Origin of the sequence: Vibrio sp. 10N.239.311.G01 (assembly GCF_041465805.1) — a bacterium.
In the GTDB taxonomy this organism is placed as follows: domain Bacteria; phylum Pseudomonadota; class Gammaproteobacteria; order Enterobacterales; family Vibrionaceae; genus Vibrio; species Vibrio crassostreae_C.
Map to the genome: position 1 here is coordinate 128,367 of NZ_JBFSRM010000010.1, position 23,931 is coordinate 152,297.

Annotated in this window: 22 protein-coding genes; 7 read left to right on the top strand and 15 right to left on the bottom strand. The window is 45.0% G+C overall.

All coding sequences use genetic code 11. The features are described from left to right. Window positions 1-34: 34 nt before the first annotated feature. Window positions 35-925 (bottom strand): LysR family transcriptional regulator, encoded by an 891-nt coding sequence (locus AB6D06_RS10485; RefSeq protein ID WP_017066099.1) that lies wholly within the window; start codon window positions 923-925, stop codon window positions 35-37. A 130-nt stretch (window positions 926-1,055) separates the two neighbouring features. Between AB6D06_RS10485 and AB6D06_RS10490 the strand changes: the two genes are divergently transcribed. From AB6D06_RS10490 to glpD, 5 genes are all read left to right on the top strand, one after another. Then, window positions 1,056-1,487 (top strand): PACE efflux transporter, encoded by a 432-nt coding sequence (locus AB6D06_RS10490; protein ID WP_017066100.1) that lies wholly within the window; start codon window positions 1,056-1,058, stop codon window positions 1,485-1,487. Window positions 1,488-1,935: 448 nt separating this feature from the next. Further along, window positions 1,936-2,790 (top strand): MIP/aquaporin family protein, encoded by an 855-nt coding sequence (locus tag AB6D06_RS10495; protein WP_004732234.1) that lies wholly within the window; start codon window positions 1,936-1,938, stop codon window positions 2,788-2,790. 59 nt (window positions 2,791-2,849) lie between these two features. Continuing rightward, window positions 2,850-4,370, top strand: a complete 1,521-nt coding sequence (gene glpK / locus AB6D06_RS10500) for a glycerol kinase GlpK (RefSeq protein WP_372110179.1) — start codon at window positions 2,850-2,852, stop codon at window positions 4,368-4,370. A 292-nt stretch (window positions 4,371-4,662) separates the two neighbouring features. Further along, window positions 4,663-5,457, top strand: coding sequence for a DeoR/GlpR family transcriptional regulator (locus AB6D06_RS10505; RefSeq protein ID WP_004740378.1), 795 nt, complete (start codon window positions 4,663-4,665; stop codon window positions 5,455-5,457). A gap of 288 nt (window positions 5,458-5,745) precedes the next feature. Next, window positions 5,746-7,305, top strand: coding sequence for a glycerol-3-phosphate dehydrogenase (gene glpD, locus AB6D06_RS10510; RefSeq protein WP_372110180.1), 1,560 nt, complete (start codon window positions 5,746-5,748; stop codon window positions 7,303-7,305). Window positions 7,306-7,558: 253 nt separating this feature from the next. On the opposite strand, the gene AB6D06_RS10515 is transcribed toward glpD, so the two are convergent. From AB6D06_RS10515 to AB6D06_RS10545, 7 genes are all read right to left on the bottom strand, one after another. Next, window positions 7,559-8,455: a LysR family transcriptional regulator gene (locus AB6D06_RS10515; RefSeq protein ID WP_372110181.1), complete on the bottom strand. Its 897-nt coding sequence runs from the start codon at window positions 8,453-8,455 to the stop codon at window positions 7,559-7,561. Between the two features lie 194 nt (window positions 8,456-8,649). Continuing rightward, window positions 8,650-8,886 (bottom strand): YdcH family protein, encoded by a 237-nt coding sequence (locus tag AB6D06_RS10520; RefSeq protein WP_017067743.1) that lies wholly within the window; start codon window positions 8,884-8,886, stop codon window positions 8,650-8,652. A gap of 290 nt (window positions 8,887-9,176) precedes the next feature. Next, a complete protein-coding gene (locus tag AB6D06_RS10525) occupies window positions 9,177-10,049 on the bottom strand; it encodes a radical SAM protein (protein WP_372074172.1) in 873 nt (290 codons plus the stop codon). Between the two features lie 196 nt (window positions 10,050-10,245). Continuing rightward, window positions 10,246-10,368: a hypothetical protein gene (locus AB6D06_RS10530; RefSeq protein ID WP_258182976.1), complete on the bottom strand. Its 123-nt coding sequence runs from the start codon at window positions 10,366-10,368 to the stop codon at window positions 10,246-10,248. A 223-nt stretch (window positions 10,369-10,591) separates the two neighbouring features. Continuing rightward, window positions 10,592-11,287, bottom strand: coding sequence for an aspartate/glutamate racemase family protein (locus AB6D06_RS10535; RefSeq protein WP_372110182.1), 696 nt, complete (start codon window positions 11,285-11,287; stop codon window positions 10,592-10,594). Window positions 11,288-11,495: 208 nt separating this feature from the next. Then, complete coding sequence (locus AB6D06_RS10540) at window positions 11,496-12,479, bottom strand: HAD family hydrolase (protein WP_372110183.1); 984 nt, start codon at window positions 12,477-12,479, stop codon at window positions 11,496-11,498. A gap of 236 nt (window positions 12,480-12,715) precedes the next feature. Next, window positions 12,716-13,960, bottom strand: coding sequence for an NADH:flavin oxidoreductase/NADH oxidase family protein (locus AB6D06_RS10545; RefSeq protein ID WP_102483340.1), 1,245 nt, complete (start codon window positions 13,958-13,960; stop codon window positions 12,716-12,718). Window positions 13,961-14,239: 279 nt separating this feature from the next. Here AB6D06_RS10545 and nfsA point away from each other — a divergent pair, with 279 nt between their 5' ends. Next, window positions 14,240-14,962, top strand: a complete 723-nt coding sequence (nfsA, locus tag AB6D06_RS10550) for an oxygen-insensitive NADPH nitroreductase (protein WP_372110184.1) — start codon at window positions 14,240-14,242, stop codon at window positions 14,960-14,962. A gap of 139 nt (window positions 14,963-15,101) precedes the next feature. On the opposite strand, the gene AB6D06_RS10555 is transcribed toward nfsA, so the two are convergent. Both AB6D06_RS10555 and AB6D06_RS10560 read right to left on the bottom strand, forming a co-directional pair. Beyond that, window positions 15,102-16,634, bottom strand: a complete 1,533-nt coding sequence (locus tag AB6D06_RS10555) for a phospholipase D family protein (protein ID WP_372110185.1) — start codon at window positions 16,632-16,634, stop codon at window positions 15,102-15,104. 443 nt (window positions 16,635-17,077) lie between these two features. Then, the gene (locus AB6D06_RS10560; protein WP_372110186.1) at window positions 17,078-17,959 is read right to left on the bottom strand and encodes a LysR substrate-binding domain-containing protein; all 882 of its coding nucleotides are present in this window, start codon (window positions 17,957-17,959) and stop codon (window positions 17,078-17,080) included. Window positions 17,960-18,240: 281 nt separating this feature from the next. On the opposite strand from AB6D06_RS10560, the gene AB6D06_RS10565 reads away from it, so the two are divergent. Next, window positions 18,241-19,428, top strand: coding sequence for an MFS transporter (locus AB6D06_RS10565; protein ID WP_017062388.1), 1,188 nt, complete (start codon window positions 18,241-18,243; stop codon window positions 19,426-19,428). Between the two features lie 67 nt (window positions 19,429-19,495). Here the strand turns inward: AB6D06_RS10565 and AB6D06_RS10570 are convergent, their stop codons facing one another. The 5 genes from AB6D06_RS10570 to AB6D06_RS10590 all read right to left on the bottom strand — a co-directional run bounded on the left by AB6D06_RS10570 (window position 19,496) and on the right by AB6D06_RS10590 (window position 23,931). Beyond that, a complete protein-coding gene (locus tag AB6D06_RS10570) occupies window positions 19,496-20,056 on the bottom strand; it encodes a sugar O-acetyltransferase (RefSeq protein WP_017064028.1) in 561 nt (186 codons plus the stop codon). A 202-nt stretch (window positions 20,057-20,258) separates the two neighbouring features. Then, complete coding sequence (locus AB6D06_RS10575) at window positions 20,259-21,257, bottom strand: LacI family DNA-binding transcriptional regulator (protein WP_372110187.1); 999 nt, start codon at window positions 21,255-21,257, stop codon at window positions 20,259-20,261. Window positions 21,258-21,356: 99 nt separating this feature from the next. Next, a complete protein-coding gene (locus AB6D06_RS10580) occupies window positions 21,357-22,796 on the bottom strand; it encodes a 6-phospho-beta-glucosidase (protein ID WP_171732906.1) in 1,440 nt (479 codons plus the stop codon). Between the two features lie 169 nt (window positions 22,797-22,965). Beyond that, complete coding sequence (locus AB6D06_RS10585) at window positions 22,966-23,490, bottom strand: hypothetical protein (protein WP_029235182.1); 525 nt, start codon at window positions 23,488-23,490, stop codon at window positions 22,966-22,968. 51 nt (window positions 23,491-23,541) lie between these two features. Further along, window positions 23,542-23,931 (bottom strand): VOC family protein, encoded by a 390-nt coding sequence (locus tag AB6D06_RS10590; protein WP_372110188.1) that lies wholly within the window; start codon window positions 23,929-23,931, stop codon window positions 23,542-23,544.

The window sequence follows — 23,931 nt, forward strand, 5'->3', positions numbered from 1 at the left end:
GAAAGGCTCACACGTTAAACGGTGAGCCTTTTCTTTATTCAGTTTCGTCTAATAGGCCTTTCAATGCTTGTTCAAGCCAAAGTAATGCAGGACCTTTTGAGCGTGTTTTAGACAGAACAAGATCAACCGGAGGCGACCAAGTTTTATGGTCAAATGACACATTCACCTCTACCAAGCGCTGTTTAATAAGCTCTTCTTCAACAAGGTGTTTCGGTAAGTATGCCCAACCGATATCGCTACCAAGAATCATCTCTTTAATGACGATAAAGCTGTTTGACCACCATACCTTTCCGGCAATCAGCGGAAACTGATCCATCACCTTACCTTTGTCTCCCCTCAACATTAACTGACGATGCGGGAGTAAGTCAGAGAGTTTCGCCACACCTGTTTTTGCGAGCGCATGACTTGGATGACACACAGCAATAAACGGTAAGTGACCGATAAAGCAAGGCTCAGAACCGACATCAAAAGCCAAGTTAGTAAACATTAATCCAATGTCGGCCCTCTCTTCGATAATTAACGGATTGACCTCTGTCGTGGTACACGCAACCAGTTCCACTTCAGTCGCAGGGAATTGTTGACTGAACTGACTAAGGATCTTAGATAGATTCGGGACCAATAGTGAATCATCTAATGCAATTTTGATGAGCCCCTCTTCACCACTGCCCATCGCACTAACCGTCACATTCAGATCTTCAACCTGAAGCACGATCGCTTTCACCTGTTTAAATAACTGCTCGCCCGCTTTGGTTAGTGAAGGCTTTCGAGTCGAACGATCAAAAAGCTCAACATTAAAATCTATTTCAAGATTACTGATGCCTTGGCTCACCGCCGACTGCACCTTCCCCAAATGACGAGCACTGGCAGAAAATGACCCTAATTCAACGGCATACACAAACATTTTCAGTTGTTCAATGTTGTACATTCGGTGTCTCCCAAAACTTACTATCACTATATGTGATGCTAACTATCTTTATATTATCACTTAAGTAGATATTATTTAGCCAAGTCATTAGCCCATCGGCGGCTATTTAATCGTAAAGAGAGTTAGAAAAATGTCACATAAAGAACGCATGTTGCACATGGTGCTATTTGAATTGGTTGCTTTGGTTTTGATGGCAGGGCTTGCAACCTATATTACAGGAAACGGCGCAGGTGAAATGGCAGGCTTAGCGCTCGCAATATCATTGATAGCGATGGCTTGGAACTACGTTTACAACTATGGCTACGACAAAATTTACGGAGCAGACCGAAGCAAAAGAACCACGAAAACACGTATCCTGCACGGATTAGGTTTTGAGCTTGGCTTAATGACAGTGACTCTACCTGTCTTGATGTGGGTTCTACAACTCGACTTCCTAACCGTACTGATCATGGACATCGGCCTAGTTATTTTCTTCGTACTTTACGCGATTGCGTTCAACTGGGCGTATGACTCGGTTCGATATCAATTGGTTGCGAAAGGAAAAGTGGCAGCTCTGGTTTAGAGCGGTAAGTTCGTCTCGTATAACAAGAACATACACCCAAATGAAAACTGCCAAACTACAACATAGTTGGCAGTTTATTCATTTATGCATATAAGCTCATTTGTTAACGCCCTTGTTACATAGCAAAAACATCACACAGCCCTCCCTAATTAAGTCTAATAATCCGCCACTCACGAAGTAGCATCACAAATCCAAACATAAACTCCTCGTACCAGTTGCGCATTCATTTACATATAGGTAGTTTGAGCGGCTTCGCAACCTATCAATTCGAGCAATGACGTTCATGCGAGCATCTTTTTCGAGCAAAAGTGTTCGGATTAACATTTCAAGTGACTTTAATTAACAATTTTATGCTCAAACGCTCACTTTTTATGTTCGTTTATTTTCGAGTTCGCAAATATATGCACAATACACGTGCTAGATAAGCAAAACTAAAAAGGACTCGAACATGACAACAAACAAACACCCTTCTTTATTTGGGCAATGCTTGGCTGAATTTATCGGTACAGGATTACTCATATTCTTTGGCGTTGGCTGTGTGGCCGCTCTGGTATTAACCGGTGCGACATTCGGACAATGGGAAATCAGCATCATCTGGGGCTTCGGTGTTGCGATTGCAATTTACTGTACTGCCGGCGTTTCAGGCGCACACATCAACCCAGCCGTAACGATTGCACTGGCCATGTTCCATGGTTTTGATAAAGCGAAAGTGGTGCCTTACATCATTTCGCAACTGCTTGGCGCTTTCTGCTCTGCAGCATTGGTTTACAGCCTGTACAGCAACCTATTTACTGACTACGAAATCGCACATAACTTTGTTCGTAGCAGCCAAGACGCACTATCAACTGCTGGTATCTTCTCGACTTACCCACATGCTTCACTTTCTTTCTTCGGCGCTTTTGCTGTGGAATTCGTGATTACTGCAGTGTTGATGTTTGCCATTTTAGCGTTAGGTGATGAGAACAACGGCGCATCTCGCGGTGCAATGAACCCTCTACTGATCGGTATTCTTATCGCGGTTATCGGTGGTTCTTTAGGTCCACTGACGGGCTTTGCAATGAACCCTGCTCGTGACTTCGGACCAAAACTGTTCGCTTACTTTGCAGGTTGGGATTTCGCACTAAGCGGTGCTCGTGATATTCCTTACTTCATCGTTCCAATTCTTGCTCCAATTGCTGGTGCGTGTTTTGGTGGTTGGTTGTACCCACGTGTTATCGGTGCTTACCTACCAGTAGAAGGCCAAGGCTGCACAATTCCAAACCAATGTGAAACAGAAGAAGAAGCTGAACAAGCTCAAGCTTAATCCCTAAGCGACCTTACATTTACTAAAATATAAATAACGAAAGAAAAAGGATTCTTACCATGACCGAGCAAAAATACATTGTTGCCCTAGACCAAGGCACCACAAGTTCTCGCGCTGTAATCCTCGATCACGATGCAAACATCGTTAGTTCTTCTCAACGAGAATTCACTCAGATTTACCCGAAAGCGGGTTGGGTTGAGCATGATCCAATGGAAATCTGGGCAACTCAAAGCTCTACATTGGTTGAAGCTCTTGCTAAAGCAGGCATCCGCAGCGATGAGCTAGCGGGCATTGGTATCACGAACCAACGTGAAACCACCATTGTTTGGAACAAAGAGACAGGCAAGCCTGTTTATAACGCAATCGTATGGCAGTGTCGCCGTACTGCAGACATCTGTGAAGACCTAAAAGCGCGTGGCCTAGAAGACTACGTACGTGACAATACAGGCTTAGTCCTTGACCCGTATTTCTCAGGTACAAAAGTAAAATGGATTCTAGACAACGTTGAAGGCGCTCGCGAAGACGCTGAAGCTGGCAAACTATTGTTCGGTACGGTTGATACTTGGTTGGTTTGGAAAATGACTCAAGGACGTGTACACGTTACGGATTACACCAACGCGTCACGTACTATGTTGTTCAACATCAACGACCTATGCTGGGATCAGAAGCTACTTGATGAAATGGGCATTCCAGCAATCATGATGCCTGAAGTGAAGCGCTCTTCTGAGGTTTACGGTCAAACGAACCTTGGTGGTAAAGGCGGTACTCGTATCCCAATCGCGGGTATTGCAGGTGACCAACAAGCTGCACTTTACGGTCAAATGTGTGTAGAAGCAGGCCAAGCTAAGAACACTTACGGCACAGGTTGTTTCCTTCTAATGAACACAGGCCAAGAGAAAGTAACATCAAAGAACGGCCTACTAACAACGCTAGCATGTGGTCCTAAAGGTGAGCCTGCATACGCACTTGAAGGTGCAGTATTCATGGGCGGCGCATCAATCCAATGGCTACGTGATGAAATGAAGCTACTGGCTGGCGCAGAAGACTCTGAGTACTTCGCAACGAAAGTGGATTCTTCAAACGGCGTTTACGTAGTCCCTGCGTTTACTGGTTTAGGCGCACCATACTGGGATGCTTACGCTCGCGGTACGATTGTTGGCCTGACTCGTGGTGTTAACTCTAACCACATCATCCGTGCAACACTGGAAGGTATTGCTTACCAAACTCGTGACGTATTGGATGCGATGCAAGCGGACTCTGGCATCAAGCTAGCAAACCTACGTGTTGATGGTGGTGCAGTAGCGAACAACTTCCTAATGCAATTCCAATCAGACGTACTAGATACAGAAGTTCACCGTCCTGAAGTAACTGAAGTAACGGCTCTGGGTGCAGCATACCTTGCTGGTCTAGCAGTTGGTTTCTGGGACAACATCGATGAGCTTCAAGACAAAGCCGTTCTTGACCGCACATTCATGCCGCACCACGACGAAGAGAAGCGTAACCGCCGTTACAAAGGTTGGAAACGTGCTATCAAGTGTGCACAGGTTTGGTCTGAACTGCACGATGACGACGAAGAGTAATACTGAGTATTCAGCTCATCGTTAATCATTAATCGTTGACCTAGGAACTCGAGCAGCCTCATCGATTAGATTGCTCGAACCTCAGCAAACGAAACTAAAAAGAGCACTATTTTGTGCTCTTTTTTGCGTTTGGGGCCTTTTTTTCATGTTTTGATCAACGTTTTTGCGGTTTAGACATAATTCCTTACCATCATTACTTCTCTCTGAGTATCAATTCGAGCACAATAGCGCGAGGTAATATTTAGAATTAGGTGCGCTAAAGTATTGCAGCGCGCAGGGAGTGGTAAGTTAAGTGAAGCAAATACCAAGACACCAGCAGATTGTAGACCTGGTAAAAACACAAGGATATGTGAGCACCGAAGAGCTCGTAGAGAAGTTCGATGTTAGCCCACAAACCATCAGACGAGACCTCAATGAGCTGGCTGATAGCAACAAAATCCGTCGTTATCACGGTGGTGCAACCATTCCTCTTAGCTCAGAAAACACCTCTTACAACACGCGTAAAGCGCTTAACTTCAATGAAAAAGATGTGATTGCCGACGAGCTGGTAAAACACATTCCAGATGGTGCAACCTTGTTCGTTGATATCGGCACTACGCCAGAATCGGTGGCGCGCGCGCTGAACAAGAACCACAAACAACTCAGAGTCGTGACTAACAACATCAACGTTGCCAGTATCCTGCTACCAAACCCAGAGATAAAAGTTATCTTGGCAGGTGGCGAGGTAAGAAACCGTGATGGCGGTATCGTGGGTGAAGCAACACTCGATTTCGTGAAGCAGTTCCGCCTCGATTTCGGCATTCTAGGGATCAGCGGCATCGACTTTGACGGCTCACTGCTTGATTTTGACTACCATGAAGTTCGAGTGAAGCAAGCTATCATCGAAAACAGCCGCAGCATCTTCCTGGCAGTCGACCACAGTAAGTTTGGTCGCAACGCAATGGTTAAGCTGGGTAACATCTCTCAAGCACACATGGTGTTCACCAATAAACAGCCACCAGAAGAGATCCTGAACATCCTCAAGGATTCATCGATCCCATTGGAAGTGATCGAGACCGCGTCTCAACCACTAGCGTCGGACGAATAAAAAAACGCTCAGAAATCATGTTCATTAAAAGAGCCCATTATTGATAGATCACTTTATCGATAATGGGCTTTTTTGTTACTTGGAAAGTCGCACTTGAACATGATTAATATCACTTCTATGCTCGAATGAGAGTTATTTGGAACCTTCGCTGTCATAAGCGAAGGTTTTTTTATGCGCAAATCACATAAAACGCGCATAAACGAAAATAATAAATGACCGCAAACGAAAGTTAATATACGATTCAATTATGTTCTAAAATGCTCGTTCGCTCAGAAAGAGGTCAAAACCATGAGTGCTCAACAAACTAATTCAAACAATAGTACATCTTCAACTCTAGACTTAATCGTTATTGGCGGCGGCATCAATGGTGCGGGTATCGCGGCAGACGCTGCTGGTCGTGGTCTAAACGTTGGTTTATACGAAGCAAATGATTTCGCCTCTGCGACGTCTTCTGCAAGTTCAAAGCTAATCCACGGTGGCTTACGTTACCTTGAACATTATGAGTTTCGTTTAGTTTCAGAAGCACTTGCAGAGCGTGAAGTGTTGCTGAGAAAAGCACCTCATGTTGCACAACCAATGCGTTTCCGTTTACCGCACCGACCATTTTTACGCCCGGCTTGGATGATCCGCTGTGGCCTATTCCTTTACGATAACTTAGGTAAACGTACGACGCTTCCTGGAAGTAAAACGGTGAACTTGGCTCAATCAGGTTTACTGAAGCCAGAAATGAAAACAGGTTTCGAATACTCAGACTGCTGGGTCGATGATGCGCGTATGGTATTGCTGAACGTATTAGCGGCGAAAGAAAACAACGCAGAAATACGCAACTACTGCCGAGTTGAAAAAGCGCACCGCGAAGGCGACATTTGGCACGTAACGATTCTTGATGTGATGACAAACCAACGTTTCGAGCGCAAAGCGAAAGCATTGGTCAACGCAGCTGGCCCTTGGGTGAAACAGTTCTTTGATGATGGTTTAGAGCAGGCTTCGCCTCGTAATATTCGTCTGATCAAAGGCTCGCACATTGTTGTGCCACGCATTCACGACGAACCACAAGCGTACATTCTGCAAAACAAAGACAATCGTATTGTGTTCATGATCCCTTACCTAGATAAGTTCTCGATCATCGGCACTACCGACCTTGAATACAAAGGCGACCCACGTAACGTCGCAATTGATGATGTCGAAGTAGATTACTTGATTGATATCGTTAACCAGCACTTTGTTAAACAGCTTGGCCGTGAAGACGTGGTTTGGACATACAGTGGCGTAAGGCCGCTTTGTGACGACGAATCTGATTCACCACAAGCGATCACTCGTGACTACACATTGGAATTGGACGCAGAGCTAGATCAAGCACCACTGCTTTCGATCTTCGGTGGCAAGTTGACCACTTATCGTAAACTCGGCGAAGCGGCACTGAACAAGCTAGAACCTTACCTGAAACACATGGGCGCACCTTGGACAGCTAACGACACACTACCGGGTGGTAACTTCAGCTGCAGCAGAGAACAGCTCGCTAAGATGATCCACACCAAGTACCCTTGGATATCAGAAGCACTGTTACTACGTTATGTGACTCAATTTGGTACTTACACTTGGAAGCTGCTGGAAGGTGCAACGAGCGAAGCTGATCTTGGTACCCAATTCTCAAGCGAAGCACACGGCGTTTATCAAGCTGAGATCGATTACTTGATCAATGAAGAGATGGCGATGACTGACGAAGACATCTTGTGGCGCAGAACCAAGCTTGGCCTGTACTTAAGTGAAACAGAGCAGCATGCAGTTTCTAGCTACTTAAAAGAGAATCTTGAAAGCACTGTGGTGAACTTTTCTCAAGTCGGTTAGTTCTTCTAGCAAAACCATCCGCTCCTGAATATAAATAATGACAAAGCTTAGCGCTCCCCACGCTAAGCTTTTTTATTGTCTACTATTCCGCTCAGCCTGAGACTTTATTCACACCTCTATTTTCAACAAAAACTAAATAGTGTTTTATTAATCCGGTTGATTATCAACTTCACAAAAGGTTGCTATTCTTTATCTCAACGAAACAACACATTTAAAAACGCTCACCATGTCAGCGCTTTAATAACGTTTGTCTCTATGTTTTCTCCCAATACGGCGGATTACCATAATATTCAGAGAAGTAGTCAATGAAGGCTCTCACCTTTGGTGCAAGTAACCTTGTGCTTGGGTACACAGCCCAAATTGCAGGCTCTGATGTTAATGGGTAATCTTCTAATATTTGAACCAGCTGACCGCTTTTCAGTTGTTCATAGGCACACCAATTCGATGTCACCGTGATCCCCATACCACCTGAGGCTGCGTCACGCAGTGCTTCCCCGTTATCTGCCCTGAACGACCCAGATGCCTTAATCGTCTTAGGCCCGCTTTCAGCATTGAAGGTCCAGTTTTCTAAACCAATTAAGCTAATACATTGATGATCGTTAAGATCTCGAGGTGTGGCTGGCTTACCATATTTGATTAAGTAATCAGGCGATGCACACACAATACGCTTGTCTGTCGCAAGTTTTCGGGCAATCAGAGTCGAGTCTTTCAGCTCCGAGATACGAATCGCGATATCAAAGCCACCCTCAACAACATCCACCATCGAATCTGATAGCCTGAGATCGACTTTTAACCCAGAGTAGCGCTCTAAGAATCCAGGTAAGGCAGGAACAAGATGCAAACGTCCAAAAGACGCAGATGCGGTAACTCGCAACGTTCCGGTTGGAGAATCACAACCCACACCGACCGCCGATTTGGCAGCATCCACGCTCGATAACACTTCTTCAGCATGAGGTAAGAATGCTTCCCCCTCTTCGGTTAAAGAGACCTTACGAGTGGTTCGGTGGACCAAGCGAACGCCTAAATTGTCTTCCAGTTTACTGATGTGCGAGCTTGCAACAGCAGGAGACAAACCAAGCTCTTGCCCAGCCATGCTGATGTTATGTGTGGAAGCTAAACGAACAAACAATTTGAGGTGTTCAATATTCATGAGATTACCAATAAAATCTTAAAAATCGCGTACCAGTAACCCTCATTATGCGTCATTCACATAATAATACAACGTATTAACTCAGTTGAATTGTGAAGAAGTGATTGAGCCAAAACGAAAAAAAACTCCCGAAGGAGTTTTTTTGTCTAAGTCTGCAATTCGCCATTTAGCTAGTCAGCAAAATTACCAACTCACTAGCCAGTTAAACGTGCATGCAGTGCATCTTTCAGTACAGAACGATCATGTTTCAGTTGGTGCATCGAGCCGTCATCAATGGGTGAATCTTTCAGCTCAAGCTTACGAATCTCTTTATCAAGGTTGTCGTACGTCTTCATGTCTGCTGCAAAGCCATCGTCAGTTTTAACAAGCTCAGCAATTTTATCTTTCATTTCAGGAAATTCGTGAACAAGAGAATGATTTTCACCTAGCATAGAAACCTCTTAAGTTGAGTAAAGTGATTGGTATTACGCATTCATTATTAACCTTAGCAAGGGAGTCAAATGACAAATGAGATCCAGTACACAGCGTAGAATATAGACAATTTAGATTCACAAATTTACAACATCCCCCTACAAAATCGAGGGTGTTAAATTGAATTGTCTCAGTAACGATATAGGCTCACGAGAATCATGAATTCTCGTAAGCACTACTTTTATCTTGTTGGATTTGAATCCAGCGAACAGGTCTAAATTTTGAATGAGACCTTTCAGCTATCAGTTATCTACCAGGCAAAAGTTTGAATCACGCTATCCTTCGCCATTGGATTAGATGTGATCGCATGATTCACCTTGGCTAAGAACTGCTCTCTAGAATCAAGTAGGAAGCCTTTCTGAGTCACGATGTTGTTACCGTGGTCACCCCAATAGAAAGTATCGATATTGAGGTTTTCGAGTAAGTATTTTTCCTCTTCTAAGATCTGAAGTTGAGTCGGCATGATGAACGTACCGTCATTAACTTGCTGCTCCAAAATCGTTCCTGGTTGTATTGCTAACGCCATTGGCGCTATCTGCTCAGGTTTCATGATATTCAGCAACCTTGTTGTCTCGACAATGTGCTCGCGGGAACGCTCACGACCGCCGAGTCCAAAAATAAACGACAATAGAGTTTCGATACCTGCCTCTTTTGCCAGTGCCATGCCCTCAATCGCTTGCTCTGGTGTCATACGCTTTTTGATATTATCGAGCACAACAGGATCACCAGACTCAAGACCCGCATACGCCATGCTCAACCCTGCACTTTTCAGCTCCTTAAGCTCACTCAAGCTCTTCCGACGGAAATCATTCAAACCGCTATAGAGTGATATTTTTCTACTTTCAGGAAAGGTGTGACGAAGCTTATCCAAGACCTTAAGCAGATAATCCGTACGAGCCGCCATCACGTTGCCATCAATAAGGAAAATCGATTCAACGTAAGGGTATATTAGGCGCGCTTCTTCAATATCTTTATACACGTCTTCAATGTCGCGAACCTTAAATCGCTTATCGCTGAACATATTACAGAACGTGCACGTGTTGATGCTGCAACCTAATGTGGTTTGAATAAGAATGCTCTTCGCCTCTATCCATGGACGATATACTTTTCCCTCATATTTCATATTGGTATCTCCGGTCTACAAGCACAGAGCGTGCGTGAATACACCAAAGCGTATCAACGTCAGCATTCGTTGATAATCCGCAATATAGTCGAATCAGTTTTTAGATTTTGTAGAAAATAAAAAGCCTTGTGAGAACACAAGGCTTTATAAGAAGTGGTTCTAGCAAGAGCAGCTAAAACATATTTGAAAGGACCAGTTAGCTACTGCACCCCTGAGTATGAACTCGATTCATGTCGTCACCGACTTGTGCTTCTTGAGAGCCCGTCGATTGGCATCCTGCCACGAATAACAGCGTTACAGATAAGATAAGCCATTTCATAATAAATCCTCTTTCGGTCATGACTAAAGCATAGTGTTTAAAAGCGCGGATACCTCAATCATTAACTAAAACCTTACCTACCGATAAGGCCTTGGTTAATGAACAAAGCATCGCTTCTTTAATTAACGACCTGCTTTTGTACAAAAAACCTTCACTTCAACGAATGAAAATCGTACAAGAACGAAAATAGGACAGCTATAGAACTAAGAATAAGAGCTAGATGCTAATCGCTCGTCGCCAAGCTCACCGCGGCTTCTGCATGAATGGCTGTGGTATCAAACAAGGGAACATCAGTGTGTTGCTGCTGAATCAGGAGGGCGATTTCAGTACAGCCCAGAATGACGGCTTCTGCACCTTGTTGGCCTAGCTTCTCAATGATTTGACGGTATACATCTCGAGATTCTTCTTTTACTTGGCCTCGACACAGCTCTTGATAAATGATGTTGTGGACTTTCTCTCGGTCACTCTCATCAGGAATCACCACATCGATACCGAATTTGTTAGTCAGGCGGCCTTTATAGAAATCTTGTTCCATCGTGAAAGCCGTGCCGAGTAATCCGACTTTCTTCACTCCTTGTTCCAGCAGTTTCTGCGCTGTGGTATCAGCGATGTGCAAGATAGGAATCGTGATCTTCTCTTCGATCTCAGGAACGACCTTATGCATGGTATTGGTACAGATCAGGATGAAGTCCGCTCCGGCTTTCTCTACCGATAAAGCCGCGTCCGATAAGATACCCGCCGTCTCAGCCCAGCGACCTTGATGTTGAAGCTTTTCTATCTCATCGAAGTTCACGCTGTACATACAAACCTTTGCAGAATTGAGCCCGCCGAGTGTGGCTTTAACGCCCTCGTTGATGGATTTGTAGTAGCTCACTGTCGACTCCCAACTCATACCGCCGAGCAAACCGATCGTTTTCATTTTGCTATTCCTTTAATTTCCGACTAACTCGATTAAACCGTCATGCATTGAAAATTTATAGTACGTTCTTGCTTAAAGCGAACCCATAACACCTTATTCCTTTCAAACGATTGCTTTCAAACCGTTCATTCCCAAAACCTCCGCTCACAAAAAAGGCTCGAATTTAAAATCCGAGCCTTTGAAGTTTTGACCAAGGGTATACTTGGCGTTAGTACACCTCACACCAATCTGATTTCATGTCGATCAGTGTCCAATCCTCTCTGGAATTCGCCTCATCTAGCGCTTTATCAAGCTTGCCAACGTGAGACTCACGATCGTACTGCCACTCGCGCTCAGCATCAGTGTGATGAACAATCATCGCCATTGAGTTGGGTTGGCTCGTAGCCCATTGCATCATCGCTTGGTCACCGTCTGAGTTGCCGACCGCTAGAATAGGTTTCTTGCCGATAATATGCTGAATATTGCTGACCTTTCCGGCTTTGTCATCAATGGTCAAAATGGACGAGTCTTTAGTAACGGTTGGCTTACCATCGTTGTAGCTGTAGTTGTATTTAAGCGCGCTACCGATGATTTGCTCTGTAGGAATATTATAAGCTTGTGGAGCCCACGCTCTCATGAAATCAACGCCTCCGCCCGACACAATATAAGTCTTAAAGTCATGCTCTTGCAGGTAAGTCAGCATCTCTTTCATTGGCTGATAAGTAAGGTCTGTGTAGGCTTTGTTGAAGCGTTTATCTTTTGTTACCGTCAGCCATTGCTCAACGTCTTGCTGGTATTGCTCAACAGTCATACCAGAATGTGTCGCCATGATGATTTTCAATAGCCCTTCTTCACCGCTGCCCAGAACGCTCTCAATATCATCTTCGAGTACAAACTTAAACGGTGCTTCGGTTTTCCATTCAGGGTGATCAGGCGCCATCTCTTTTACACGATCTAGTGCAAAGGCTAATTGGAAGTAATAAGGCTTTTCCGACCAAAGCGTACCGTCGTTATCGAACACGGCAATGCGATCTTCAATTGCCACGAACGTATCAGACTCAGCTTTAGTGGCTTGCCCAACAAAGTCGACGATAGCGGATTTGCTCTCGCTGTCCTTCCAAGAAGGCAGCAAGTTGGGATCACAATCTTTAGCAAAAGATGAGAAAGAGAGACTGGATAAGATCGCGACAGATAAGAGGGTTATTTTCTTCATAGCAACTACCATGTTGTTGAATTAATTTTAGGGTTTAATTCAATTCATCCTAGTTGGTCTACTCTGATTTGCCACTTATGAACACTATAACCAATGCTCATGTTGGTATTAGATTAGTACCACAGCTAAGCTGGCTGAGGGTGCTCTGCGATGTATTTATCGAGAACTTAAAAGGAGACAAACAAAAAAGCAGAACTTCAATTCCTCAAAGTTCTGCTTTAACAATCCATGACTGCTTACGCTCTGCGCTTTTTGAAAGCGTGCCAACCAGCGCTGAAAATTGTTTTTAACACCACACCGAGTGCGCTTAGTTTTGGGTCGGCGTTCTTGCCAGAGGCAATGCGCCACATCTGATGTTCATACCAAACCAGCCCGACCATCGCCACTTTGTCTAATGCGGGTTTTCCTGTGGTTGGCACCGTTAGCGGCATGCCGTGGCTAGGGTTTTCAATTAACTTGTTTGGGAAATCAGGATCAACCGCCATTGTGCGCGCAATACCAATAAAATCGGTCGCCGAGGAGTTTAATGCTTCATTCATTGCTTGCGCAGTTCGAAAACCACCCGTGACCACCAGCGGAGTGCTGACGAGTTTTCTCGCCTTCACCATGTAATCCATAAAATACGCTTCACGTTTTACCGTGCTGGCCTTGATTGGTTCAGCTTTGCTCTTTGAACCCATCATTGATGGACTTTCATAGGTGCCGCCAGAGATCTCAATCAGGTCGATACCGTTATCACTCAGTGTTTGAACAACCTGCATCGACTCTTCTTCAGTGAAGCCACCTTTCATAAAGTCAGCGCTGTTGAGCTTAATTCCGACAGGGAAATCTTCACCGACCTCTTTTCGAATCGCGCGATAAACCTCAAGCACGAAACGAAGTCTGTTTTCGAGTGAGCCACCCCATTTGTCTTGGCGTTGATTGTGTCTCGAAGACAAAAACTGACTCACGAGATAACCATGAGCACCGTGAATCTGCACGCCAGTAAAGCCTGCTTGTTTTGCAAGCTTTGCACTCAGCGAAAATTTATCAATGATTGCGATTATTTCCGTCTCAGTCAGAGCTCGTGGCGTATTGAAACCTTTTTCTAATCCACGCTCTAAAGAGATAGCCGAAGGAGCAACCGGGCTATCACATAAGAATTTAGGGATTTGCTTTCCTGGGTGGTTCAATTGCATCCATATCTGCGAACCATTTTGTGTTCCAGCCTTCGCCCACTCACGAAATACGCTTAAGTCACTTTGCTCATCTAACACCACGTTTTTAGGTTCACCAAGCGCACCTCTATCGACCATCACGTTGCCCGTCATGGATAGGCCAATTCCTCCTTGAGCCCAACGCTGGTAAAGCGTGACTAAACCTTGCTTAGGGTTATGATGTTTATCACCTAGCTGTTCACTCATTGCCGATTTGAACAGGCGATTTTTGATCACTTGGCCATTAGGAAGAGAAAAAGGGTCGTTGAGGCAGATTGGATTCATGCGCGTGGTTACTTTCTTGGGTTTATATATTGAGTCCAGTATGCCCTATTTTATCCGACAGTTTTTATCATTTAGTGCCTATTTCGAAGCAAGTTTCGCTCAAAAAGGAAATGCCAGCGGCATAGCAGCTGGCATTAATCGATTATAAATAGAATCTCAAAAACTGGGCTGACGCTGCTGAAATATGTCAACCAGAAAGGCTCGAACACCCTTTACGCTCATGGTAATTGTCGTTATTGTGATTCTCTACGCCATCATCACAAGGACTGTCTGAGAGTTATGAACAGCACGATTGAAACTATTCTGGGGCACCGCTCCATTCGTCAATATACAAATCAACCGATTGAAAAAGCACAACTTGATGTGATTATTCAGGCTGGTCTCGCGGCTTCATCATCGAGCTTACTGCAAGCTGTTTCTATCGTGAGAGTGACAGACACAGAGAAGCGCAAACTGTTAGCTGAATACGCAGGTAACCAAGCTTACGTTGAGAATGCGGCTGAGTTTTTAGTGTTCTGTATCGACTATCAACGCCACGCTAAAATCAACCCTGAAGTGAAAACCGACTTTACTGAACTGACCCTGATTGGCGCGGTAGATTCTGGCATCATGGCGCAAAACTGCATGCTGGCAGCTGAGTCTCTAGGTTTAGGTGGCGTGTACATTGGCGGGCTGCGTAACAGCGCACAACAAGTCGATGAACTGTTAGAACTGCCACAACACACCGCCGTATTGTTCGGAATGTGCTTAGGTCATCCGGCACAACAACCAGAGGTGAAGCCTCGCCTCCCTGCTCATGTAGTGATGCACGAAAACCAATACCAACCGCTGAGCCTAGATGACATTGCCAGCTACGATGATTCGATGCAAAGCTACTACGCAAACCGTTCAAGCAACCAAAAACAGAGCAGTTGGTCACAGCAGATCACGCAAAAGCTGTCTGGCGAATCTCGCCCGCATATCCTGCCTTACTTGAACAGCAAGCAGCTGACCAAGCGTTAAGCCGTTAAGCCGTTAAGCCGTTAAGCCGTTAAGCCGTTAAGCCGTTAAGAGCTTGCAACAAACCACAGCAAACAGCAGTACAAACAAAAATGTCAGCGTAATATACGCTGACATTTTTATTTATCCGGAGGCGGCTAGCTTACAGATATTTCTCAATCGGTAACAACTGTAGGAAACCTGATTGCATGCGTTCCCACTTACCCGTTTCTGGTTCGCTGTCCCAGCTTTGATCGCCTGAATACCAATACACATCACCGTCTTCCAGTTCCAAACGCCAGCTATTGTCGTCACTCATTGCTTGCTCAATAGTTTTTGCTAACGTTTCAGCAATCTCTTTATTCTCGATGATCAAAACCGATTCAGTATTGAGGTAGGTAGAACGCAAGTTGAAGTTAAATGAACCGATGCTCGCGATGCTGCGGTCGAATACGACTGATTTTGCGTGCAAGCCATAGGCCGTCTCAGGTGCACATTTCGACAAGTCCTGAGTCGATGCTTCACAAAGCTTAGATTCTGGTTTTAGCTCAAACAGGTCGATACCATGCTCCAACATATCGTAACGTCTGCCCGCATAAGCGGAGTGATTGGTCACCAGATCATTAGACGCCATAGAGTTCGTTAGCGTTTTTATCTCAACCCCTTTGTTGTTCAATCCCTGCCACTCTTCAAGCTGACCATCATCGAATACAAGGTAAGCCGATTCCAATAAGATCTCTTGTTTCGATTCGCTCGCTAACTTACCTAGAAGAATCGCGGTCGCTTTTGGTTCATCAGTATTATCGGAGTCATCAGGGACGGGTTGATCATAAACAAAACGCGCATTCACCCAAGTCATCTCACCAACCACCTCTTTCAGTAAACTATCAGCAGCCTTACGATCTAATGGTAATTCAGGATAATTTTGATAATGCGGAACGACAATATTATCTATCTTCGAGAGATCAGGTTGTTCGTCATCACCCAGCATATCGACAGGGTAAGACCAACGGCTGTTCCAGTATTCAACAAAACTGGTTTGGATGGTGTTAACTACCGAGCCCATAACTAATACATCGCGGTCTCGGAAATTGATTTCATCAGAAAGGTCAAAGTATTCATCACCGATATTACGGCCACCCACCACAGACAAGGTACCATCTACGGTAAACGACTTATTGTGCATACGGCGATTTAAACGAGAAAAGTCACCGACAAAGCTCAACCATTTACTGAAACCACGGCGTGTTGGCGTTGGATTGAAGATACGAATCTCGACATTAGGGTGCGCATCCAGTGCCGACAACAAACCTTCACGTTCGTTGAGGTTGATATCATCCAGCATTACGCGAACCTTCACTCCGCGCTCGGCCGCTGCTAATAAACGGCTAGCGAGATAGCTGCCCGATTCGTCAGAGTTCCAGATGTAATATTGAATGTCGATGGTGTGCTCGGCACTTTCGACCAGCGCTAATCGCTGTGCCAAGGCATCCCAACCAGACTCTTGCAGACGAACCGCAGTGGTGCCTTGCTCTAAAGCTTCAGGCTGAAATTCATTGGTTAGAACCGATAAAGAACTAGGTGCAGGAGAGGTTGGCGGTTCTGTTGGATGATCGATGCCTTCAGGAAGTGAAGAACACCCACCTAAAACGGCGATTAAGATTAACGTTAAACTGATGCGTTGGAGCACAGGCATGTATCTGACTTCCTTTTCACGATGCGTCTTTAGAAACTTTCCGTACAGCTTTTCAATGAACAAGCTATTCCGATCTATTCATTGATTATTACTGCTAAATCCTGAAATTTATAGGTAATTATCCAGTATAAATTTGAAGATCAGTAAATTGACCTACAAATCACCTAAGTTGAGTGAGTGTCAGGCAATATAAACTTAGCGGGTTTTCTACCATTTCGATGGTGAGTCTGTTCGGTCTGGGTGATGCTTCACCATTGTTTGGAGATCTAGTTTCACCGCTTGATTTCACACTAACAGGCGTGTCGACTTACTTATATGAGATTGTGCAAACTCATTACTTACGTAAGCGCTAAAGCTGTTGTTCATCTAAGGGGCATGTAAGGATCAACACCGAAAACATTGTTCACGCTACATAACGTTTATCGTCCCTACACAAGCCTTCCCTACAAGCTCAAACGGGGCTGAATAAAGTCGATAAACGCCGAGATACGTTTAGAGACCGATGACGACTTGTAGTAAACCGCATTCACTCGCTCTCGGTCTGTGTTGGCAAGTTTGTCTTGTTCCAGAATAGGGATTAGGCGACCCGCAGCCATATCTTCCTGCACCATAAAACCCGATAAACAAGCAATCCCATTTCCAGCTAATGCCAGTTGACGCACGGTTTCACCATTACTGGCTGTCACGGTAGGCGCGACATAACTTTGGTTTGGTAAAGGCCAATGGTTAAGCACTTTGTTCCCTGCAAAACCCACAATTTGATGTGAACTCAAATCTTCAGGTTTGGTGGGCAGCCCACGCTTAGCGAGATAATCAGGTGACGCCACAATATGGAGTAAACTTTTTCCTAACGGGCGCGCGTGCAGTGTTGAGTCGGACAACTTACCGATTCGAATCGCAACATCAGTTCTCTTTTCCAGAAGATCAACGAAGCCTTCGTTGGAAGTGAGTTCCAACTCAATGTCTGGGTAAGCCTCTTTGAATGACTGCACCAAAGGCACTAGCTGATGGAATACGAATGGACTGGCGGCATCGACTCTTAAACGACCTTTTGGCAACTCACCGCGCGACACGATTTCTTCTTCCGCGCTCTGAATCATCTGTAATCCCACCCTGACTGAATCGACAAACTGCCGTCCTTCTTCCGTCAATTCCACGCGTCTCGTTGTTCGGTTGAATATTGAGACGCCGAGTTGTAACTCAACCTTACTCACGGAGCGAGACACCTTGGCGACCTGCACATCCAGCGCCTCTGCCGCCGCAGAAAAACCACCAGCATCGACAACGGTGAGTACCATTTCTAAATCATCTGAACGGGTTAACATAAGGCTCCTTCGCTATCTTCATTTTGTTTAATGTCATCTCGCTTGTGCTCATCACAGCTCAAATCATCTATGTCTTTTCGATCTCATCAGCTTAATCCAATGATCGGTTAACTCTTCAATTATTGCAAATTTAACAAAGGTTATTTGTTAATGATGGCATTTTTCACAAATATATTTTGCTAGATAATCCTCGCCATCAAACGAAGCGCTCCTATTGCAGTCACAAGCTGCCCCATTTTATCGCGCTCGGTATTTAACAAAGAACAGTAAGAGAGATGATTATGCCATTAGCATTACTTGCATTGACGCTCAGCGCCTTTGCCATCGGAACCACAGAATTTGTCATCGTAGGCTTGATTCCTACCATGGCGAGCGACTTGAATGTATCTCTGCCATCGGCAGGCCTATTAGTCAGTTTATACGCGCTTGGCGTTGCTATTGGCGCACCAGTATTAACGGCATTAACCGGAAAGTGGAATCGTAAAGCGGTATTGCTAACCGTGATGGCATTGTTTGTCATTGGTAACTTATTGGCGTGGCAAGCTCCAGGCTATAACACGCTGATCGCCGCACGAATTTTGACTGGCCTTGCCCATGGTGTGTTCTTCTCGATTGGATCGACCATCGCGACAGGTTTGGTTTCAAAAGATAAAGCAGCCAGTGCCATTGCGATCATGTTTACGGGTTTAACGGTTGCATTGGTAACCGGCGTACCACTGGGCACTTATATCGGCCAAACCTTTGGCTGGCAAGCGACCTTCTTGATCGTTGCTCTGCTTGGTCTTATTGCTCTTATCGGTAGCGCTATCTTGGTTCCAAGCAACCTTAAGCAACCACCAGCGGCGAAGATTTCGGCACAGCTAAAGGTTCTAACTCAACCACGCTTACTGTTGGTTTACGCTATCACAGCACTAGGTTATGGCGGCACATTCACAGCGTTTACGTTCCTTGCTCCAATACTGGAAAACGTATCAGGGTTTGATTCGAGCTCAATCAGCTTAATCATGTTGGTCTACGGTGTGTCAGTAGCGGTCGGTAACATCTGGGGCGGTAAAATGGCCGACAAGATGGGCCCAATTAAAGCACTGACCGTTATCTTCTCTGGTTTAGCCGCAGTACTGGTGGTATTCAACTTTACCGCAGTAAACCCTTATGCAGCTGTTGCCACCATTTTGGTTTGGGGTGCATTCGCATTCGGTAACGTTCCAGGACTACAAGTATATGTTGTGAAACTTGCGGAGAAATACACACCAGACGCAGTCGATGTCGCTTCTGGGTTGAACATTGCAGCCTTCAACGTCGGTATTGCATTGGGATCATGGGGCGGTGGTTTGATTGTCGCAAAATCTGGATTAATGAACACCCCTTGGGTAGGTGCTGTGATTGTTCTGATCGCTCTTGTTCTGACTCGATTCAGTGGTGCGTTAGATAAGAAGCAAGCACAACAAGCTGTTCCATCTAGCATCTAGCATCTAGCAAGAATAGAAAAAACAAAGCCCGAACCTAGGTTCGGGCTTTATCAATTCAATCTGATTATTACTCGTTATCGATCGCTTTCAGCACTTTACATGGATTACCGACTGCAACCACATTGGCTGGGATGTCTTTGGTTACGACACTGCCCGCGCCAATCACGCTGTTTTCGCCAATGGTGACACCGGGGCAGATAATTACACCACCGCCAAGCCAAACATTGTTGCCAACATTAATCGGTGTGCCAAACTCAACGCCTTCTTCTACACGGCCTTTCACATCGAGTGGGTGACCTGCAGTCAGGATTTGAACGTTCGGACCAAGCAGCACATTATCGCCAATAGTCACTTCAGCCACATCCAAAATCACGCAGTTAAAGTTAGCGTAGAAGTTCTTGCCTAGCTTGATGTTCGAGCCGTAGTCACAACGAAATGGAGGTTCTAAATGTGCATTTTCACAGTCCGGAATGAGCTCTTGCGTTGCTGCTTCCCATTCAGATGTGCCAGGAATACTGTTATTGAGTTTTTGAAGCACCTTGCGACATTCGATACGAGCTGCATAAAGCTCTTTATCCCAAGCCTGATAAGGTTCACCTGCTAGCATTTTTTGTTTTTCTGTTTTCACGTTACTTACCTGTTCTCACATCAATTAGCTATTTTCATATTACTTATCTAGCTCCACATTACTTAACTAATGGTGGTCAATTCATCGACCAAAAACGCAATATCGCACATCTAAATAACAGTGAATAAGGAGTGTTTGAGCTTGGTTTAAGAGATGCGCAGCTCGTCACTTTTTGTAGGTAAAATATGAAATTCGAACAGTGCTAATTTAGCTTCGCTATCGAATCACGTAACACCAAACTACCAGTGGTATTGATGGTGGTCGCTTGCTCTGTTTCACCGACAATTTGCAGGATCGCCTTTTGCGTCATTTGCTCTAATGGCACACTCACAGACGTTAAGCTTGGCGTTAAAAACGCCCCCACTTTGCTGTTATCAAAGCCGACGATCGAAACATCTTGAGGCAATGAGTACCCAAGTTCGGTTAACGCCTTAATCGCACCAATCGCCATATCATCGTTTTCAGACAAGATAGCAGTGAATGTGGTTCTGCTTTTTGCCAAAGCTTGAGCCGCGTGATAACCGCTCTCCATCGTCCAATCACCTTGAACAACGTTGGACTCATCCAATGCAACACCATGTTTAGTTAACACATCTTGATAGGCTTGGTAACGCAGCTCATCGGTCGAAGAACCGGCTTTACCACGAATCACTGCAATATCGGTATGACCCTGCTCGATGATGTGTTCAACCATCAAACAAGCACTCTGATAATGGTCGGTGGTAATAGCATGATTGGGCTTCGACGGCATTTCACTGTTGAGTACCAGAATCGGAGTGTCGGTGCTGTCGATGATCTTTGCAATCTCACATTCGGTTAAGCATTGCGGATAGAGGATGATGCCCGCGCACTTCATATCCAGCAGGAAGTTGATCGCCTTTATTTCGTCTTCAGCGCTGTGTTTGCCATCGGTGATCACCAGTTGGTGATTCGACTTTTCGCTATAAGAAGCCGCGTGATACATCAAGGAAGAGAAGTAAGGGCCATTGAACAACTCATTGGTGATAACAAAGCCGATGAAGTTGGTCTTCTTGGTCGCCAATTGCTGAGCCAACAAGTTCGGTCGATAACCTGTTTCTTGAATCGCATCAAATACCTTTTTCACCACATCTGGGCGCACGATGTTCTTGCCATTTAAGACACGAGAAACGGTCGATTTAGATACGCCTGCGCGGTTTGCGACATCAAGCATGGTTACCATTCGCTTCTTTTCCTTTATAAAAAATTAGCCGACATAGGCCGACTAATTCATTGCAAAATGACAGCTCACAGTTCACATAACTGCGCTGGGGAATGCATTCTAAATAGTGGCACCGTTAGATGCAATCACACCTTTATACCACTCGAAAGACTTCTTGCGCTTGCGTTCTAGTGAGCCAGATTGATCGTTGTGCTTATCTACGTAAATGAATCCGTAGCGTTTTTTCATCTCGCCCGTGGTGAACGAAACTAAGTCGATACAGCCCCAAGGGGTGTAACCCATCAAATCAACACCATCAATCGCAACGGCTTTTTTCATCTCTTTGATGTGGTCGCCAAGGTAAGCGATACGGTAGTCGTCATTAATGCTGCCATCTTCTTCAATGGTATCAACAGCGCCAAAACCGTTCTCAACGATGAACAATGGCACTTCATAACGTTCATACAGAGACGCTAAACAGAAACGCAAACCGGTTGGGTCAATTGGCCAGCCCCAATCGCTAGACTGGATAAACGGGTTATCGACCGAGTTTTCATGACCGCCGTCCATCGCTTCTTCAGTCGATTGGTGAGAAGAAGAATCCAAGGTATTAGACATGTAGTAGCTAAAGCCTAAGTAATCAGCCTTGCCTTCTTTTAGGATCTGCTCATCTTCGGGCTGCATCTCAATATTGAAGCCTTTGATTGCCCAGTCATGCTTAGCGTAATTTGGGTAATGACCACGCACCATTACATCCGAGAAGAAATAACGGTCACGCATCGCTTGCTGTGCCACCATGATGTCTTCTGGCTTTGAAGAACGAGGATAGAAAGGCACCATCGCACACATTGCGCCAATTTGAAGATTTGGATTGATCTCGTGACCTTTCTTAACCACCAACGCACTCGCAACAAACTGGTGGTGAACCGCTTGATACATGGCTTCTTGCGGCTTTTCACATTGCGGGAACTTCACGCCAGAGCACAACCAACCGAAGATGTCTGCCGAGGTGTTCATCTGGTTGTTGATCTCGTTAAACGTCATCCAGTATTTCACTTTGTGCTGGTAACGCTCCATCACCGTAGTTGAGTACTTAACGAAGAAGTCGATCACTTTACGGTTCATCCAGCCACCATATTCGTTAGCTAGATGGTAAGGCATTTCAAAGTGGCTCAGTGTTACCACAGGCTGAATGTCGTATTTCAACAGCTCGTCAAACAGATCATCGTAAAACGCTAATCCCGCTTCACACGGTTCAGCTTCATCGCCATTTGGGAAGATACGCGTCCACGCGATACTGGTACGGAAACACTTAAAGCCCATCTCAGCGAATAACTTAATGTCTTCTTTGTAGCGATGGTAGAAATCCACTGCGACTTGGTTAGGATAGTTTTCGCCATCAATCACGCCATCGGTGATTCGACGTTGTACACCATGAGCGCCCGCTGTTAATACATCAACAACACTGACACCTTTACCATTCGCATCCCAGCCGCCTTCTAGTTGATGCGCTGCTACTGCACCGCCCCATAAAAAATCGTTCGAAAATTCGTTGTTCATACCATTACTCACTACAAGTTATTCGTGAAAAAGATCAGAATTTGAGCTGCAATTACAACTCTGAAATCGATTTCAATAAAAGCAAAGATACAGATTGAAACCGGTTTCAGCAACAGTTAAAAGATCTTTTTTGATCGATCTAAAGACTAATCAACAGTCAGCATTACGATCAATGCTGTTCAAAATACTGATCATGCAGTGATTTGCCAGATTGGTCTTGAGTGCCAGGGTAGAACTGAACGAGTGTCTGATCGGCTAGTGTGAGGTGAATCCAACCCTCTTTGACTTTCAGCCAATTGGTACCGTTGGTCTCATAGACGGCAGGAAACTTGCCCCAGCCAGACTCTGATACCTGCAGCTCTTGAAATAGGTTAATCGGGGCTAGCTTATTGCTGTCGAAGTTTGCGTCGGCATAGACAGATAAAGGCTCGATGGCATCGTTTGGCTTAAACGTATAACAGCTCACAGAGGCTGAAGTGCGATCAAACCACTGGTAAGGTTGTGCACCGATTAAATCGTAGACCGTGCAATCATTGAATTGAATCGCCCACTCTTGGTGAGCTTTAAAACCGAGGTAACCTATGGGTTGTGATGGTTCAGGCTTTGAGTCCGCCTCCTGCTCATACACCGGTTCTGAGGTAGCACATCCCATAAGCCCAAGACTAAAAAGGAAAGTCACAGCAAGCTTCATCATTGTCATACCTCAGTTCCGTTAGTAGATGAGTAACTCAATTAAGTCTCTACATTAAACGGTAAGTTCCAAACGATTACCATCCGGATCGAGTACACAGCTCTCATAATAGCCATCGCCTGTTCTTCTTGGGCCATCTAAGCGCTCATAGCCGTCTTCGACCAAGTGTTGAGTCAGTTGATCGACCGCCTGTTCCGAACCTAATGATATCGCCATGTGAATGAAGCCTGTGAACTGGTCATAGATGTCGTCTTTCGATTCAGGGACAGAGTCCATTTCCATAATCTCTAAACGACTTCCCGTATCAAACGAGAGGAAGTATGAAGAAAACCCTTTAGTTGGGTTGTGATATTTTGAGTTCGATGTCGCGCCGAAATAATCTTCATAAAATAGCTTCAGAACTTCAAGTTGTTTGGTCCAAATTGCGATGTGTTCAATCTTCAT